Origin of the sequence: Chryseobacterium formosum (assembly GCF_026460885.1) — a bacterium.
Taxonomy (GTDB): domain Bacteria; phylum Bacteroidota; class Bacteroidia; order Flavobacteriales; family Weeksellaceae; genus Chryseobacterium; species Chryseobacterium formosus.
Window position 1 is genome coordinate 163,575 of the sequence record NZ_JAOVZW010000021.1, and the last position, 18,892, is coordinate 182,466.

12 protein-coding genes are annotated in these 18,892 nt (G+C 33.1%); 9 read left to right on the top strand and 3 right to left on the bottom strand.

Annotated elements, in window-relative coordinates; translation table 11 throughout:
- Nucleotides 1–35: 35 nt before the first annotated feature.
- Nucleotides 36–452 (bottom strand): hypothetical protein, encoded by a 417-nt coding sequence (locus OF897_RS17340; RefSeq protein ID WP_267266938.1) that lies wholly within the window; start codon nucleotides 450–452, stop codon nucleotides 36–38.
- 235 nt (nucleotides 453–687) lie between these two features.
- Nucleotides 688–1,398, bottom strand: a complete 711-nt coding sequence (locus OF897_RS17345; RefSeq protein ID WP_267266939.1) for an ankyrin repeat domain-containing protein — start codon at nucleotides 1,396–1,398, stop codon at nucleotides 688–690.
- Between the two features lie 311 nt (nucleotides 1,399–1,709).
- Here OF897_RS17345 and OF897_RS17350 point away from each other — a divergent pair, with 311 nt between their 5' ends.
- Nucleotides 1,710–1,886 carry a topoisomerase C-terminal repeat-containing protein gene (locus OF897_RS17350; protein ID WP_267266940.1) on the top strand — a complete coding sequence of 59 codons (177 nt, stop codon included), beginning with the start codon at nucleotides 1,710–1,712 and terminating at the stop codon, nucleotides 1,884–1,886.
- A gap of 113 nt (nucleotides 1,887–1,999) precedes the next feature.
- Here the strand turns inward: OF897_RS17350 and OF897_RS17355 are convergent, their stop codons facing one another.
- Complete coding sequence (locus OF897_RS17355) at nucleotides 2,000–2,308, bottom strand: hypothetical protein (RefSeq protein WP_267266941.1); 309 nt, start codon at nucleotides 2,306–2,308, stop codon at nucleotides 2,000–2,002.
- A gap of 415 nt (nucleotides 2,309–2,723) precedes the next feature.
- On the opposite strand from OF897_RS17355, the gene OF897_RS17360 reads away from it, so the two are divergent.
- From OF897_RS17360 to OF897_RS17395, 8 genes are all read left to right on the top strand, one after another.
- A complete protein-coding gene (locus OF897_RS17360; protein ID WP_267266942.1) occupies nucleotides 2,724–4,583 on the top strand; it encodes a hypothetical protein in 1,860 nt (619 codons plus the stop codon).
- 48 nt (nucleotides 4,584–4,631) lie between these two features.
- The gene (locus OF897_RS17365) at nucleotides 4,632–15,050 is read left to right on the top strand and encodes an RHS repeat-associated core domain-containing protein (protein ID WP_267266943.1); all 10,419 of its coding nucleotides are present in this window, start codon (nucleotides 4,632–4,634) and stop codon (nucleotides 15,048–15,050) included.
- Nucleotides 15,051–15,067: 17 nt separating this feature from the next.
- Entirely contained in the window at nucleotides 15,068–15,433 is a 366-nt protein-coding gene (locus tag OF897_RS17370; protein WP_267266944.1) for a hypothetical protein, read from the top strand.
- An 84-nt stretch (nucleotides 15,434–15,517) separates the two neighbouring features.
- Nucleotides 15,518–15,871 carry an RHS repeat-associated core domain-containing protein gene (locus OF897_RS17375; protein ID WP_267266945.1) on the top strand — a complete coding sequence of 118 codons (354 nt, stop codon included), beginning with the start codon at nucleotides 15,518–15,520 and terminating at the stop codon, nucleotides 15,869–15,871.
- Nucleotides 15,872–16,001: 130 nt separating this feature from the next.
- Nucleotides 16,002–16,958 (top strand): Hint domain-containing protein, encoded by a 957-nt coding sequence (locus OF897_RS17380; protein ID WP_267266946.1) that lies wholly within the window; start codon nucleotides 16,002–16,004, stop codon nucleotides 16,956–16,958.
- A gap of 1 nt (nucleotide 16,959) precedes the next feature.
- The gene (locus tag OF897_RS17385; protein ID WP_267266947.1) at nucleotides 16,960–17,430 is read left to right on the top strand and encodes a hypothetical protein; all 471 of its coding nucleotides are present in this window, start codon (nucleotides 16,960–16,962) and stop codon (nucleotides 17,428–17,430) included.
- Nucleotides 17,431–17,533: 103 nt separating this feature from the next.
- Nucleotides 17,534–18,259: a hypothetical protein gene (locus OF897_RS17390; RefSeq protein WP_267266948.1), complete on the top strand. Its 726-nt coding sequence runs from the start codon at nucleotides 17,534–17,536 to the stop codon at nucleotides 18,257–18,259.
- Nucleotides 18,260–18,270: 11 nt separating this feature from the next.
- Nucleotides 18,271–18,603, top strand: coding sequence for a hypothetical protein (locus OF897_RS17395; RefSeq protein WP_267266949.1), 333 nt, complete (start codon nucleotides 18,271–18,273; stop codon nucleotides 18,601–18,603).
- Nucleotides 18,604–18,892 lie beyond the last annotated feature (289 nt).

The window sequence follows — 18,892 nt, forward strand, 5'->3', positions numbered from 1 at the left end:
GTACATTAAAATATATTATTATCTAAATAAATTATTTATATCATTGTTAGTTTGCAATTGTATTTATTAAAGGCAACTTTGATAGCTTTTGCATCGGCTTCATTGGCTACATTGGTCAAAAATAAGGGTCTGTATATTACATATTTACCGTCAATCTTCTCGTAAGTTTCGTCGAGCGTCTTTTTTACCGTTTGAAGGTACGCTGCCGCTTCCGCTTGGCTTGTATTTTTATACTGTTTAATTAAATCAGCTACTGCGGCGGCATCATTACCTCTGGTTTCTAAAAACAACGAATAAGCTGCTCTTTCTCCGGGTAGTACTTTTTGAGTAGCAAGAAAGGTACGTACCTCATCGTTCAATGCGACATTCATGGGTGTAGCTCCACAGAATGTTTTGGTTGGGTAATGTGGCAGGTCTAATGCATGGTTTAAAAACGCTCCTTTAGCTGCCAACAATTTCAGGCATTCGAGATTACCCTTTAAACTTGCCTCAAATACGGCCGACCATTTATAATAGTTAGCTTGAAATTCAGGTGCATTTTTTATGGGAAGCTTGTTTTAGCAAGTGCTTCATCATTTTCGGATCTTCGGCAAACTTGGCTAGTTCAGTCATTTCGTGAATTAAGATCTCAGAACTAAACGTAGCTCCAGCAGCCAGTAAAACATCGATCACCTTCTTCACCAGTGGTTAATACTCTTTTGCAAATTTATTGCCATACCAACCGTAATATCGTTCCAACATTTTCGATAATGGTATATAGCCATTCCTGTTTGTCAAGGTTAAATCTGCACCACGATCGATTAGCAATTGGCACATTTCCGGAGCGTACATGGCTTTGAAAACAGGTGTGTTATCAAAATCATCTTTGAGGTTGATGTCCATTCCCTGGTCGAGTAAAAATGCCATGAATTCTGTTTTTTTGTCCTGACCGGCTGTTTTATGCAGTACCGAATTTTGGTATTGATCCCTGAAATTAAGATCGGCTCCATGATCGATGAGCAATTGAGCGATGGCTATTTTTTTAGCACTATCGGAGAGATATACCAATTCGAGTAAAGGAAAAAATCCGTACTGACAAGCCTGATTGACCGATTTTAGATTCTTTAAGATCTTCTTAATAGTCGTTAGGTTACCACTTTTGATGGCTTGATTCAAGTCTCCAATCAATTCGGATTCGTCTTTTTCTTTGGATTCAAAAACAACTTCTTTGATTGCTTCCTGGAAATCGATATTGCTCCAGTTAGCTTCTGTGTATTGAACAACTAAGGCCTCCACACTTGGATCGATGCTGTAGTATTCGTCGCTTAATTCGTTGTGTAGTTTTTTGAGCATTTTGTTGAACCCGCTTACCTGTATAGAAGGATTGGCGATGAAGGTCGGTCTGATGGATAAAATCAATGAACTTCTGGATAATTTTCAGCCCTTTTTCGCTCTTGATGTTTGCCAATACTTCAATCATGCAACTGGCGTTAAAATCTTCACCCAAATTAGAAAAAAGCTGTTCTATACCTAAGATTGAAAATAATGAGAATGATTGATCAAATTTTCAGAAAAGCATTGAAGATTATGCTTCAGCTATAACAAATGAATTACTTCAGATAAAAATTGTAAGAGAAGATTTACCTGATTTAATCTGCCCAAAGTGTAAAAAAGAAAAGCTTCGCATTCTTGATAAGATTGTTAAATGTAAAGATGATGTCTGTAATTGGTTGCAGTTTAGAATGGTTTGTGGAAAATTATTGACAGTCAATGATATTCAATTGTTGGTAGAAAAGGGAAAGACTTCATTAATCAAAGGGATGAAAAGTAAAGCTGGGAAGAGTTTCGATGCTTACATGATTCTAAATGATGCTGGAGATTCTTCGTTTGAATTTGAGAAAACATAACCTAAGAAAAATTAAAAATTGAATAATGATTATTATGTTATGTTGTTGCAGAATAATTATTTTAATATATAACAATTTGAAAAATGTGTGAAGTTTTTTCCTTTTAAAGTAGGTTAAAAGAACCTCTGACATAAATAGTAACGCATTGCGGCAATTTCTTTTAGTGAAAGATGAGAATTTAGGTTTTGATCAATGTAATCTATTATCCTATCCAAATTAAGCGAGACCATATTTACTTTAGCAAAATAGTTAGTATTCAGTTTTGAGTTAATATTCGGTTTCTTATGAAAATAAGATCTTGGAACCGCAACAACATAATCTCCCGCCGTAGCATAAATAAATTTATCATAAGCCACATTAAAACCTTTCGTTAGTTTATCCGTTGAAAAATCTCTGAATGAAATAAAAGGAAAAAAACACACATTTGTTTTAAAAGTACTATTTAAGCAGTTTGAGCTTCATTTAAAAGTAAGAAGCTTAGTTTTAACAAAAATATTTTTAATAAAGAATTTTGCATTTTTTAGTAATAATAATTACGCAAATATTATAATTATGTTAAATTAACTGATTTTAATTAAAGAAATTTAAAAATAAATGAAAATTTAATTTTTTTATTGGGAAATATTTATATATTCGTAAAAAATAAAATAACTATACACCATTGTGAAAACTTTTTTAAATATGAATACAGATCTCAAATAATTCCTTTTACACTAATCTTAGACAAAAATAGTTACTACAATCAAAAATGCTTGTGGTTTGATTCTATATTCCATTTTTTAAAGTTAAATTCTTCATTTTAATAAGAATAAAATCTGCGAATAAAAACATAATCCAATGAAAAAAATATTTTATTTCATAATAGTATTTATGATATCGTTAGTCAACGCGCAAACAAGCATTTTTGGAGGCGTTTCAGGACTTGCTTACAGAAAAAATAATGTAAGAGATACCATCTTACCAACAGATACTCTTTATAATAAACTGATGAATTTTCATTTTATTAAAGATACTTCTTCAGGAAACTTTTTTAAAAAACTGAGTACAGGATTAAATCAATCTTCCATATTTATGGTGAGCAATAAGTTTGGAGGAGCTGAGAAAAAAGTGTACGCAAAAGTAGGAAGTACCTTTATTAATAGTAATGGCATTTACGATTTTAATGATACTTTAAAAATAAACAGTGCACAACCAGGTCATAAAATAATGACTTTTGCGAAAAGCGATCCTAAGAATAAGATTAACCCTATTATTTTTATAAATAAAAAAACTGATCCTACGCTTTTAATTCCGGAAATACTGGTGTTTAACACTAATTTATCTACTATAAATAAACAGAAGATAGAAACTTATCTTTCAATAAAATATGGAATCACAATAAATGATATTTCTGAGAAAAATTATATTTCTGCTAACAATGAAGTTATTTGGGATTCTAAAAAGAATAAAAACTATAACTTTAGAATAACGGGAATTGGCAGAGATGATATTACAGGTTTATATCAGAAACAATCTAAAAACTGGGAGGATAATAATTTTGCAGCATCTTTAGGCTTAGTGCAAGTGACAAATAATCAAAACTTGAATACTTTGAACACAGATAGTTTTTTATTATGGGGTGATAATAATCAAGCATTATCATTTAAAGAAGCTGATCTCCTGTCTGCTCACCCCAAAAGAGATATGGCGAGAATATGGAAAGCTCAAGTAAAAAATAGCGGAGCTATTCATATAAAAACAAATCTTTATCTTAATCATTCAGGATTAGGTCAAAATGATAAGATAAGATTACGCATTTTTGCTAATGATAGTAACTATCAGACTGATAATTCATTTGATATTTTGGGAGAAAGATTAAATGATTCAGTGTATATTTTCAAAGATGCTATTTTAGATTCTGATCAGGATGGGATTGATTATTTTACATTTAATCTCAATGATAGTCAAAGTGAAATTTCTGTACAAATTACAAGTACTTGTGAGGACTTAGGAAATGGAGTGGTGAAAATATCACTCCCTGAAAACATTTTGCCTTATCAATATATTTTAGAGAGGACATTAACTAACCAAACGGTAGTAAATTCAACTACGGGAACTAGCAGTACAATTGTTTTTAATAATTTACCAGCTGACAAATATAGGCTTCGAATTAGAAAGCAAGGTCAAACAGATATAGTAAGAACATTTGATTTAGAAGGAATTATAAATCAAAATGTAGACAGTCATTATTTATGGGAGGGAGTTCCAATAGAACTGGATTTAAATACAGCAACTTATCAATATAAGCTTATATCTCCTGTGGGAAATATGACGCAAGTTGCACCTTATAAACTTAATGGAACAGGAAATTATCAGCTGAAAATTAAAAATAAGTTGGGTTGTGAAATTACTAAAACACTTTCTGTGCTTAATCAGTCTGACTATGAGTCTTTACAAAATAATTCTTTATTTAAAAGTATTTCTGTGTCTCCAAACCCTTCACATGATGGAAATTTAACTGTAAAAGTTGAGCTTAAATCAGCAAAACCATTGACAATTAAAATATTTAATAGCTTGGGTGTCCTCGTAAAAGAAGGGCAATATAGTTCTGCTACCATTTTCTCAATTCCAATGAGTATTCCATCTGTAGTAGGATATTATAATATTAAAATTCTTATTCCTGAAGAAGGAAAAGGAGTTAACTTCTTGATCAACTAAAACCAAATGATTATACGCTTCAATATGAAAAAAACTTTTTATTCAACTGTGAAAAAAAATATAGAGTTACTGCCTGTTTTTATTCCTATTATTCTTTCTCTTAGTAGTTGGACATTATATAATGTTATTAATAATGATCAGAAAGATATTAAAACAGTAAAGAGCTATAGTCAGAATCAAAGTCAATTTAAAATCAATTGTGATTTTTTAAAGGTTACTAAGGATAATAGAGTTGTAGACGAGTCTGAATCGGATAAAAAAAATGATAGCGACTCCTCGATGATTAATCATTTGTTTGGTGATAAGATTTCTTCTAGTTTCTCAATTAAATCAAATCCTATGTATTCTCAATCATTCCCAGATCAATACTATTCTGAACTTGGCAAATCTGGCTTTATTGGAGAGATAGGTAACCTTGATTCTAAACGGGGAGATGCTAATGCGGCAGATAATATTTTTGATTTACAACTTTCAAGTTATAATGTAAATAAGTCTTATGTGCTTAAATATGAAATAGATGGGTATTCAGATGTAAACTCTGTAACACGAAGCATAAATGGAAGTTATGCGATGGGAGGCTACATTAAAAATAAAAAAAATGGTTGGACTGAAGTTACTGAAATCATTGATCCTTCAATCTTAAAAAAAGGAGGTAATAAAGTATTGTTTAATGCTATCAATAAAGGAGACTACTATACCATTAAAAATGTAAAGATTACAGAAAAACAAAATAATTTTAACGCTCCTTATACTATTGTTTCCAAAACTTACAATGACAAAATTATTTACATTCGTGGTTTTATTAAAGCTAACTCAGGGATTCATTCTATTGATGTTAAAGGAGAGAAAGTCATATTACAAGGCAATGAATTTGAGTATGTTTCTAAAGTGACTTCTGAAAGCGAACCTTTGAAAATGAAATTTTTTGGGGTGAACGATCTTTCAGAGGTAATAATTGAAAAATCAAAAGAGAATTCTCTTTCAACAGAAATAGATTCTTTTGAAAAAAAAGAGCAAGGAGTTGTTTTTCATAATGCATCAATAATCGTAAAAGGTTTAAGACAGATAGATTTACCCCCATCTGATCTTTCGACCATCAATGTGAGCAGTGAGTACGAAGGTTTTCGTTTATCCAATAATACGGCTCAAGAAAAAACATTTAATCTACCTTATGATGAAAGCAAACTTTCAAAGGGTTATAAAGAAAAAGATATTACTGCTCTAAATTTCGATTATACAAAAAGACAGTGGGTGCCTTTTAAGGTAGATAGCATAAATACTGTTAAAAAATATATTGTTATAAACTCTTCATTAAGCAGTGGTGATTTTATGCTTGGTGTTGTAAAACAACCTGAAAGCCCAGATGGAGGTGGACATGCACAAACATCGTTCAATGATTCGCCAATAGCAAATCCAGCTGCAAAAATCAACCTTATTGCTCCGCCAACTCCTAATCAGCAGGGGTCTGCAAATGTATCCTATCCCATTGAAATCCCTGCAGGAATTGGAGGATTTCAGCCAAATGTTTCATTGGTATATAATAGTGATAATAAATTTGGGTGGGCAGGAACAGGATGGGATATTCCTGTGGAAACCATTGATATTGATACACGATGGGGAGTTCCTTCATTTTCAGATCATGAGAGTGAAATCTATTTAATTGCAGGGGAACAACTTGTTTTTAAAGATGAATACTTGCCTAACAAATTACCATATAATGAAGTAAGAACATCTGACAGGAGATTTTACTATCGCAATGGCATTAAGGAAGGATATGTTATTACAAGAAAAGGAAATTCTCCATCCAGCTACACTTGGGAAACATTAGATGAAAGTGGTGTTAAAAAAGAGTATTTGAATATTCTAACTACTAATCCATCAAGTAATTCTTCAGGGAATGTAATTAAGTGGTTTTTGTCAAAAGTAACAGACCGCTTCGGAAATACTATTACATATACCTATACAGACTCATTCGATAGTGGAGGAAAGAATAAATATCTTTCAAGAATAACATATAGCAATAATACCGTTGTCGAATTTGAGAATGAAGGAGGGGTACGAGGAGATATGACATTAAACTATAAGTTTGGAGTAAAACTGACTGATTCTAAAATCTTAAATAAAATCATAGTCAAACGAGCTGATATAAAAATTAGAGAATATCAGTTAGCAAATACTGATATCGGACTTTTTTCTAAAAGACTTTTAACAGAGATTATCCAAAAAGATGGCACTGGGAACGTTTTTAATAAGCATACTTTACAATATGCAAAAAATGTTACTGTTTTTGAAAAAGCAATTACCCATTCCTACAATACTCCAAAGGATAATGCTGATGCAGGATCTTTTTCGGGAGGTCACACTAGTTTTATTTCCGGTACTTATAGCAGAAATAAAAATTTTAGAGGTGCACTTAGTTTTGGTGGTGGATTTTGTTTTTTGTTCGGCATTGATAAAAAAGGTACAGTAGGAGTTACGGCAAGCTATGATGACAATAGGGCTTATGGCAAAAACCAACTCGTAGATATTGATGGAGACGGATTATTGGATAAAGTGTTTTATGGTTCTAATGGAAATATACTTTTCAGAAAAAATAATAAAACAGCTTTTAGCAGTATATACTCTTCTTCAGGTCTTCCTAATGGTACACCTATACATAAACATAATAGCTACAATACTACTGTAGGTTTAGAATATTCTTTTGCAAGTGGAGTAGTAGGTGCTAATTATTCTTTTGGGAATAGTAATTCACCAACCTATTTTTCAGATGTCAATGGTGACGGACTTGTGGATATGATCAATTATGGAGATGTGTTTTTCAGTAAAATAAGAAATGGAGTGCCTCAATTTCAGTCTCAACCTCTCACAGGTACATTGAATGTGACAGAAGAAACGCCGAATGCAATTCTTGCGGGAAGCGCTGCCAGACAAGAAACAATAATCACAACAACATTTACAAAATCTTTGGCAAATATTGTGAGAATGTGGGAGGCTCCTGTGGCAGGATTCGTTCGGATAAATAGTAATTTTCATTTAACTCAAAATTCTCAGGATGGTGTAGAAGTTTGGATTGAAAAAGGAGAAATGTGGAAAGTAAATGAAGATATTAATGGGTATAATCCTTCAAATTCAAGTAATATTTCGTCAGTTGTAACTCTAACGACCCAAGGCCAATCTCAAGTTCTTGGCGCTACGACTCATGTTCAAAAAGGGCAGAGAATATTTATAGTGGCATCATCTAAAGGTAATGAAATCGGTGACAGGATCAGGGTAAATTCAGATATTATATATACTTCTGTGTCAGGAGTTACCGATTTGGGAGTCCAAGATGCAAATAGCAATAATTATTTTAAATTTAATTCAAAAAGTCATTATTTGGCATCCAGTCAAAAACCGAACATGGTTGCAGACCAAAGTAAGGTTAGGATTTCCTGGGATAATTTAAGCGATGAAATTTTTACGGATGATGTTGATTTTAAGATTTATAAAAGCGTACGAAATGTTTCTGATACAACTTCAGTAATATCTCCTTCATCTGCAACATTAATCTATCATCATAAGTTGATTCAAAATGATAATCAACACAATGTTACACCAGCCAATAATCAGATTCCTAATATTGATATTACAGATATGTTGGTTAATTCCAACGGTAACACTGTAACAATGTTTTATTTTGATGTTTCATCAGACACGAATGTTTCTTGGGAAAAAATCAAATGGCGACCAACTATAACAGCCATGAATCCTACAGATACTACTGCTGTCTATGCTTTGGTACAATACAATCCTTATTCAGAAAGATTGATTAATACTTTGCCAAAAGACTTCAGAAAATATTTAGATCGACATTATTGTAAGGATGGATGTGTGAGATGTGACTCGGATACTTCATATCTATTTCCTGATTTTAACGGAAATCAGAGTATAGGTACTAATTATACGATTAATCTCCCTTCCTTACATTCTACAAAAGTTACTTTTTCTCTAAAAATAAAAGATAATAATGGAAATGTATATACTGAAAAAAATACAGTAGATGTAGTAAATAATGTAATGCCTATTCCTAAAATAAGCCTCTGTGCACTTTTAAGGAAAATACCGCTTAGAATAGGAGAAGTTTTTTCATTTCCGTTTTATTTTGAAATAAGTTCTGCAGATTATGTGGTTGCAAAAAAATTATCTTCAGTAAATCCGTATATTTTTCATTCCGAATATTTATCGGATCCATACTTCGCTAATACTGACCACAAAGCCGATTATTTTGGATCTCGTTCAGCTAATACCTATTATAATGTGAATACAGGTTTGGTATATCAAGGTTGGGGTGGTTTTAGCTACAACGGATCTAAATATCCTACTGAACCAATTCGTGAAATTGAGTTTGCAAGTAATACTTTTGCCAATGTTCCACTTCCGGGTGGTGGTTCGCCATGTAATCCATCAGCTCCAGATTATTATACCTGCATGACAAACTATATTATGCAGCAGAACAACAATCGCTATTTTACACCTTTGGAATTGGATGCAGAGAAGTATGCTTACATTTCACCAATGGAACCAGCGGAACTTGGAGAAGAAGAAATGCAGCCTTATCTTTTGGGGGTTTCTTCAACAAACGCAACGGTTATTACAACACCTCTATTTGCGGTACCTAACCCAAGGGGAATAATCCTTCGATCCACATTCGATTCATTCCACGCATATGTCTCCGGACAAATAATACCTTGGTTGGGAATTAGTGCTCATGGTGGAATTTCGACAGACAGAACTTCAGATTATTTTCAGGATTTTAATGGGGATGGTTATCCAGATGTTATTTCAGGAAATAAATATCAGAAGACCAATATATTAGGTCAGTTAGGTGGCGTTTCTTCTATTGCTGAAAAAGAGGTGAAGAGTAGAGGTTTTATTTTAGGAGCCGGTATTTCTGCTTCCGCATCGGTAGCTAAATTCAGTAATACAGACAGTAAATTTTTTGCAATAGGAGCAGAAAAAGATTCACATACAGGTTCATCTTCATTTGCCCTCGGAATTGGCTTTGGTTTAAATATAGGAAAAGCTTGGGCTCAAGGAACTGGGGCGTGGGCTGATATCAATGGCGATGGATTAACAGATTATATATCGGATGGAAATTCTTATATCAATACAGGAGACGGATTTGTTGTTGATAATTACAATTGGGATGTTTCAGAAGTATCTAAAGGGGATTCTTTTGCACTTTCAGGAGGTGGAGGATTCAGTTTTGCCAATGGAAGCTGGGCGGTAGGCATTGGTCTTTCTAAGTCTAGTTTTACTGCAAAAACGGGACTTATAGATGTGAACGGAGATGGTATGGCAGATAAGATAGTTAAGAATGGGGATACTTATGAGATGTGGATTAATAACGGAACGTCTTTTATGCCTCCTGCCAATTTCAATAAAAACTTTAGTCTTGATAATAAGCAGAATGCATCCGGTTTTAACTTATACGGAACTCTTTGTGGATGCTTTGGTTTAAAAGTATGTATTTCCGTAGGTGGAGGTACTGATAACTCGGTTAGTAAACAAGAAGTTGACCTGAGAGATTTTGATGGTGACGGATATCCGGATTTACTTATCTCTGATAATGATAATCAATTAACTTACTACCATAATAATTTTGCTAGAGCAAATCTTTTGCTTACTATTGAAAATTCTTTACAGGGCTTTATAGGGATAGAGTATGATAACGTAAATCAAGAAAATAATCTTGGGACACTTGTGGGCGGTACTTACCAAATGCCCTTCTCTAAAACCGTAATGTCAAGTGTTGTTGTCTGGAATTTTAGACCTATTGATACAACACTTCCGTACTTGGGTATAATTAATGATCCTCAAAAAGTAAAACCTCAGCAGAGATTCTATTTTGAGTATGAAAAGGGAATCCAAGATAGAAGAGAAAGACAGTTTTTAGGTTTTGGAATTGTAAAGACCAAAATTTACAATGATCAGGAACCTCATCAAACTCATGTTACTCAATATGAAACTGATTATACAGGTAATGAAAACAGCTTTTATGTTAATTTTAATGATACGAATGTAAGGCAGTATTTTTACAAAAAAGGAATTGTACGTTCATCATATATGCTGGACAACCAAAACAGAAAGCGCAGCGAAACCAAGTACACGTATAATTATTTTGATCAGGTTTCTACAGAATACACGCTCACCGAAAGCCATCCAGAGCCACAGTTTAAGGATATAGGAAGAATTATTCCGTTGCTTTATAAAACAGAATCAACATTTACAGAATATTCCGGCTCAAGCAGTCATTCTAAAACAACGTTCAGTACAGTAGATGCTTATGATAAATACGGAAACGCCATTGTAACTACTGATAGGGGATCTTCTCTATCCGTTACTGCAGATGATGTAATAAGCAAAATTACCTATCATTCGCCCGGAGTTAAAAATATTGTTGGTACACCTTCGGAACAGCTTGTGATTATGGCGCTCAATAATCAGCTTATGCGTAAAACCACAACTGTTTTGGATGCTGCTCAAAATATTTTTCAGATCAAAAAACACCTCTTAGATAATGTCTACACTGCAGATTTTGATATGGAATATGACTCTTATGGAAACATGACCAAGATGACATATCCTGTTTCAGATAACGGTCAGAGAATGTTTTACAGCTATGAATATGATCCGGTATACCATACTTATTTATTGTCAACTAATGATGCGTATGGATTTACCAGTTCAACGCAGTATGACAATAACTATCTCTTTGGTGTTCCTGTAAGAATAACAGGTATTCATGGAGAGAATTCTACTTACGTTTATGATGATTTCGGAAGGCTTACAGAATATCTTGCACCATCTGATACAGATTTTACGGTAATGTTACATTATTTTCCTTTCAATAAAATTCCGGTTGCTATTACAGAAAGAAAACCTTTTAAGTATGATAGAGATTCCAGACCCAATTATTTTACCAGTTTGTTTACTGATGCTTGGGGACAAGGGATGATGATTAAAAAATTATTTAAAAAGGACGGCAATAGTTATTATTTTGCCAATAACGTTTATCAGATCAAAGATAAGTTAGGGCGACCGATAAAAACGATTCTTAGAGATAAAGTTACTACAGGAAATGATATTATGGTTTCTCTAAAACTTTTCGACGATTATACTACAGCTGAAGATCAATCGGCTCAGATATATTCTACAACATCTTACGATGAGCTAGATAGACCGGTTTCTGTTGTTCAGAATAATGTAAACACCAATAACGGCGTGCAGAATCTTACTACACAGATGTTTTATGAATTTGATAATGATCGATACGGAAATAGACAGTTTGCTACAAGAGTAGTAAGCCCTCTGGGAAATACAAGTATTAGTTATACTGATGAGTTTGGCAGAACGGTTTCAACAAAACAAACCAATGGTAATAGTAGTAATGATATTTGGACCAGTTATAAATATAATCGACTCAATGAGCTTACTACAATGGAAGATGCAGGAAATAATCCTACCGTATATAGCTATGATAAATTGGGTAGAAATAATTTGAAAATTTCTCCGGATTCAGGAGAGTCAAGTTTTTTCTATGATTTGAGTGGTAAATTGATAAAATCCACTAACGCTAATCAAAGACCCATTGGGCAACAGGTAGATTATATATATAATTTTGATCAATTAACCAGGATACATTATCCTGATCACGATGTTAAATTTGAATATGGGCAGCAGACAGGTACAGATACCGAGCGTGGAAGACTTATAAAACAGACAGACAGAAGTGGAACCGAGAATTACAAATATAATATAGCTGGAAACATAAAAGAAACTATGCGAATTGTAGTTGCTCCGAACAATGTTCCGAAAATGTTTAAAACTTATTACACATATGATATATTTGGAAGAATTAATACAATCGTATATCCTGACACGGAAAAAGTTACGTATACCTATGGACTGTCGGGTCTTTTGACAGATATTACCAGTACACCTCCTGGAAAACCATTCCAAGTCTCTATTGCGCATTCGATGGAATATAACCATAGGGATCAACTGACTTCGTATTTATCCGAAAATGGTACTAAAACAACGTATGATTATGATCCGTGGGGTAAAGTTAATGAGTTAGCATTGCAGTATACCACTGGAAATACCAATATCCGTAAAAACCAATATATTTTTGATGGTAACGAAAATTTGGTAAATGTATTGAGTACAACGCCAATGAATGGAAACTTTCCCTCTATGGATTTGGGAATTGCAGCCAATAAACAATACAGTTATGATCCTTTCGGAAGGCTGAGTTCAGCGCAGATTACAGCAAAAGGTAAAGAATATACCAAGTTTAATAATCTTGCTGTGGGATATAATTCTATAGGAAATATGGGCTATAAAAATTCTCAACTTAAAACGTATGATAATAATCTTAACTGTCAATATCCTGTAAATGAAGGATATATGGGTGAATATAAATATGAGCATCTTGATCATCCGAATGCAGTGTCTGGTATAAGTTATATGAAATATGATAATTTTACTGCTCCACTCGATTGCGGACAAGCTCCGGTAAACCAGATAATTAATTCACAGGAGTCGATGGGTTATGATAATAACGGTAATTTAACGGTAATTAAAGAAGATGACGGTAATAGTATTTTGAGTTTCAGAGAAATGCTGTGGGATCATGAAAACAGTCTTAAAGCAGTAATAACTGAGCATGAAAATCTAAATTATTATGTTTACGATGCGTCGGGAGATAGAATCCTGAAAAATGATGCGCTCTCAAAGAGTCTCTATGTAAATGGTAATGATCCCAATAAAACGACTCAAATGGGAGCATTTACGTATTATCCGAATGGATTCTTAGTGCTTAATGACAAGACCATGAGTAAGCATTATTACATGGGAGGTCAAAGACTTGCAACTAAAGTAAGTAATATACCATCTCACAGATTTAAGATTGATCTCTCAGGGGAATATTACGAATTATCTGCCGCATTAGATGAAGAGATAATTCATATTGCTGAGCAGACGGGTCTTCCACCTGTAGTTTGGGTGCCAAATGAAGATTCGCAGGGTACTTATACCCCTCCGGTTTCTTCTACACAAGACGATACGCAATGTCTTTACTTTATGGAGCATCAGATGTATACATTCCAACAAGATGGCAATGAAGAATGTTACAACAAACTTTTAGCGTTTTATTCTAATGCTTTTGATAGTGGAAACTTTTGCGATATGTGGAGTCAGTTTCTTGCAGAAGAATGTATGGTTGGCTATACTCCTCCTGAACTTCTGGAATCTGAAATGTACTGGATTCATCCCGATCATTTCAGCGGAGCTTCCATATTGGTTAACAGTGAAGGAAAAGTTACCAATTGGTATGAATATATGCCTTATGGAGAATTATTGATGGAAAACACTACTTTCGATTATGATAATCCTTATAAATATAATGCAAAAGAATTTGATGCATCAACAGGTTATTACTATTACGGAGCAAGATATTACGACCCGAAAAGAAGTTTTTGGCTTTCAGTAGATCCCTTAGAAGAAATTACCAACTCACCTTACGCTTATGTCTGGAACGATCCTGTTAACTTTGCAGACCCTACTGGGATGATGGGGGAAAGAGTGGGAGGAAGTGACCCTTGTGATCCACCAGGTAAGAGAAGTTTTGTTAGAAGAACGTGGGATACTATTTTAGGTTGGTTCAAAGACAAACCACATGGTAAAGTTACAGTTGGAATGCCAACAATGAGTCGTGAACCTGATCAAACTACTTTACCGTGGTACCTTAATAAAGGTAAATATGGAGGTAAACCCATTTTAACATTAGGTGCACACAATGTTGTACTACCATATATGCAAAGAGATGAGTATAATTCAAATGTTATTGCTAATGGAAGCGTATTTGTGAATAACACAATTAGTTGCATTTACAATGGTATTGCATCGACTTGGAATGAAGGTATGCAAGGTAAAGAAGGCTCTGCTATGTTGTATGAAGGAGATAATAACTTGGAATCTGCTGTGAGACGTATAACTAGAGGAACTGCTACTCCAGAAGAATTTGAATTATTGGCCGCAGCAGTTGTTACGCGTAAAGCTGGAGGAGAGATTGTTGAAGGAAAGGTTATTGGATTAGGACTTGATGAAGATTTGTACCGTCATAGAGGAACTGGGGCAATAACTTATGAAGATGCAAAATGGCAAAAAGAAGGTTTAACAACTATTAGATGGGAAAGAGTAATTTTTAGCAAAGCTACTTTTAAAGCTTCATTTGAAGAAGCTGCAAAAAATGCATCGGGTATTAGATTTGATGTAACAAATTTCAATCCACTCCATCATAAGCCTGGGATTACAAATTTTGAATTTAATCATATATTGAGTAATCCTACTTTACTTCAAAAAACAACATTTATAAAGGGAGGAAATAAAGTAATTTGGAACGGAGCACAATTTATAAATAAATAAATAAATAAATAATAATTATGGAAATAACATCAGAAATAATTACAATAAATAAAATATTAAACGAATATAAATCTGATCAAGCAAGAATATGGATGTTTGACATAACTCATGTGAAAATCGCAATAAAAATATATTCAAAACAAAGTGAAGAGATACTTTATTTTGTAGCAGCTGGATGTAAACATATTAAAGGTTTCTTTTCATTATGTAATCCTAAATTGTCTGTTACTCAGAGTTTTGATAATGAAAATTCAGAAATATTATTTAAAATAACTGATGAAAACTCTGATTTTGAATTAACTTCTACTTCAGGCATAGCTTTGGCAAAAGGATTAGACATAGAATTTGGAGATTCTTTCGACGACTTTATTCAGGATAATTAACATTTTATTCCCCTTGCTGCCACACGAATCTTTTCCTGTGGTCGCTTGGTTGGTTATACACCTTCTGAGGTTCTTGAATTTAAAATGTACTGGATTCATCCTGACTATTTTAGTGGAGCTTCTATATTGGTAAGCAGTACAGGGAAAATTACCAATTGGTACGAGTACATGCCTTATGGCGAAATGCTGATGGAAAACACCAATATGGATTACGACAATCCTTATAAATACAATGCAAAAGAATTTGATGCATCAACAGGTTATTACTACTACGGCGCAAGATATTATGATCCTAAACGTAGCTTTTGGCTATCTGTAGACCCATTAACCGATATTACTGTCTCACCTTATGCTTATGTTTGGAATGACCCTGTTAACTTTGCAGATCCTACAGGGATGATGGGGGAAAGAGTAGGAGGTTTCGAAAGATGGACCTAAAACAATAAAAGACTGTTTTGGAAGTAAAGATTATTTAGATGATCCAGAAAAACGTTTAAGCGCTTATATTAAATCTAAAGGCGGTGTTGAAGCATTTGCACCGCAACGACCAAAGTTAACAAAAAATGATTTGCAAAATAAGTTTGAACTTTGGAATTATAATAATGAGTTAGCCGCTTGGAAGAAAATGTCTTATGAAGAAAAATTACAACGAGTTAGGACAGATGTTACTTTACAAGAATTAAATCAGGCAATTAAAGGAGATGCACAAGCAATGGCTGAGCTTTTTACTCTACAAGCATCATTAGGAGGAAGCGGTCTTGAATCTGGAATTACAAGAAGGATAGTGCAAAGAAGATTGAGACCGAAACTTGAGAAAATCTGTTTTGTGGCAGGTACTTTAATTTCTACTGCTGAAGAGTTTAAGAAAATTGAGGACATAGAAATCGGTAATCTAGTTTGGTCTTATAATGAATTAAATAAAAACAAAGAACTTAAGAAGGTTGTTTCAATTTCACTAAATGAATCTAGAGAAATTATAATAATAAAACTTGGAAATACAAAAATTGAATGTACTCCAGAACATCCTTTTTATGTTGATGGCAAATGGGTTGAAGCTGGAGATTTGAGAATTGGAGATGAATTATTTGGTATAAATAATCAATTTTATCAAATCACTTCTTTAATTAGAGAAGCCCGAAAACAAAAAGTTTATAATTTTGAAGTTGAGGATAATCATAATTATTATATTTCTGATCAAAGTATTTTAGTACATAATAATTGTGATTTCGTTAGAAAACTTTTTGCAAATAACATAAATGATATTGAAACTTTTTCAACACAACTGAAAAAAATAGGTAATCCTACATCAAATATCACTAAAAATCCAGGTCTAGCAAATGCTAAAATTCCAGGTCTAGATTTAAATTCTTTACCTTCATGGACAAGAGAACAATTGACATCACATTTAGGAGGCTTAATGGAAAATGGAACAGTACAAAAGCCAAAAGTTGAAAAATTTATGAAGTCATTTAATAAAGCTTTTGAAAAAAGATCAACTGGAGGTAATCTCGGAAAAAAACAATAATATGAAAATAAACTTAGAATATAAACTATATAATGATTTGTCTCTATTCAAAATAGAGATTAGTCCTAAAATTTATTTTGATGATAATGAGGATATTTTGTTTGGATCACAATCGAGATATATATTTCCATATGAATATTTAGATATAGATATTTCGTTATTAGAGCAAATTTGTTTAACTATTGAAGATAATAAAAATAGATATCAAAGGACTATTAAATTTTGGGATAGTTCAAGATGCAATACAGATACATTATATATATATGATGATTTAGAAAGGGCAATTACAGAATGGTTTAAAATTGAAATGGAAAATGAAAATTCAATAGAGAATTTAGATTTTTATAAAAATGATCATAACCTTTGGGAATTGCACTCACATTGGATTCTATATAAAACTGATTTTTCTCAACGATTCATTTACAAAAAAGAGATAACATCTGAAATGATACAGGGAACAAGATTTATTTAATTTTAAGCAAGAGGCTTAAAGATTTGGGATGAGTTGTTGAGCATAAAAAGATCGAGGTCCTAAAACTATACAATATTGTTTTGGAACAAATAATGATTTTGATATGTTTTCAAGGAAACCTGGAGATCCTCGAACAGTTCAGGTTTATCAATATAATGTAGTAAAAGGTGCGAATGGTTGGAAGGTGTACAGAAATTCTCAACTGGATAAAACGGTAACAAGAGTTGAAGGGAAAAACTGGAAAGGAGCAGAAGAAAGTCATTTTTCAGTATTTAAAAATGGTAAATGGAATGATTATGAGAGTTATACTGACTTTAGTAAAGATTATCCCAAGCATAATTTGCAAGGAATGCCTGCTAAAGAAATAGCTAAACTTTCTGCTTGGGCGACAAAAGAAGTAGCTTATGAAGCTGTAACTAATCCTGAATCATCAGCTGTGTTATTTGCTCCTGTTTCGGAACTTATTTTTGCAAAGCTTATTTTTGGATGCAGAGTTGTTCAAGGAGCTCAGACTGTTAGGAAAGTTGGAGCAGGTTTAAAATCTGTTGAAGAAATTATGGAAAATCCAAGTTTATTACAAGGTAAATCACTATCTTATGTTAAAGAAGTTCTAAATGAAACATCATCTTCTAAATGGGTTAACGATGTTATGCGAAAAAGTTCAAGAGCAGAAGGATGGATGTTTAGAGAATTAAATAAGGCAGGTACCGATTACACTGTTAGGATAATTCAATATCATCCAGGAAGCCCAAGGCATTTTGATAGACAAGCATATTGGAAAGTTTCAAATGGTATTAAAGGCACTGTCAGAGTTGTTGCAACAAATTAAAAAATAGATAAATGTTACAAAATAATTTTAAATCCCTTTTTGATGCTATTAAAATAATGAGTTTATCTTACGAGTTTCAAAAAAATAATTTACCTAAGTATGCTGATATTGAAGATGAAATTGTATCAGATTTTGAAAATTCATTTTCATTATTACCCCAAATAGTAGAAAATAAAATGCTTTCATATAAAGCTATAAGTATGATATTAAGATTATATAATAAAGTTGAATGGTGCGTTAGAAATATCGGAATAGATGATTTTGGAAACGAAGAATGGGATAGCGTAAGAAAAATAGCAAATGACATAATAGATTTACTGCAGTCTGAAGGAGTAGATTTATAACCCTGCTGCGAAAAGTTTCCCAACTTTGAGCTGTAGATAAAATAGAACCCTCTGCTACTGCACGAATCCTTTCGTATGGTAGTTTGGTACTAGAAACACCCTGACCATTTCAGTGGAGCTTCTATATTGGTAAGCAGCACAGGGAAAATTACCAATTGGTACGAGTACATGCCTTATGGCGAAATGCTGATGGAAAACACCAATATGGATTATGACAATCCTTATAAATACAATGCGAAAGAGTTTGATGTATCTACAGGGTATTATTATTACGGAGCCAGATATTACG

Coding starts and splice junctions, on each gene's coding strand:
- OF897_RS17360 (WP_267266942.1), top strand. CDS start 2,724: ATGAAAAAAATATTTTATTTCATAATAGTATTTATGATATCGTTAGTC.
- OF897_RS17370 (WP_267266944.1), top strand. CDS start 15,068: ATGGAAATAACATCAGAAATAATTACAATAAATAAAATATTAAACGAA.
- OF897_RS17375 (WP_267266945.1), top strand. CDS start 15,518: ATGTACTGGATTCATCCTGACTATTTTAGTGGAGCTTCTATATTGGTA.
- OF897_RS17385 (WP_267266947.1), top strand. CDS start 16,960: ATGAAAATAAACTTAGAATATAAACTATATAATGATTTGTCTCTATTC.
- OF897_RS17390 (WP_267266948.1), top strand. CDS start 17,534: ATGTTTTCAAGGAAACCTGGAGATCCTCGAACAGTTCAGGTTTATCAA.
- OF897_RS17395 (WP_267266949.1), top strand. CDS start 18,271: ATGTTACAAAATAATTTTAAATCCCTTTTTGATGCTATTAAAATAATG.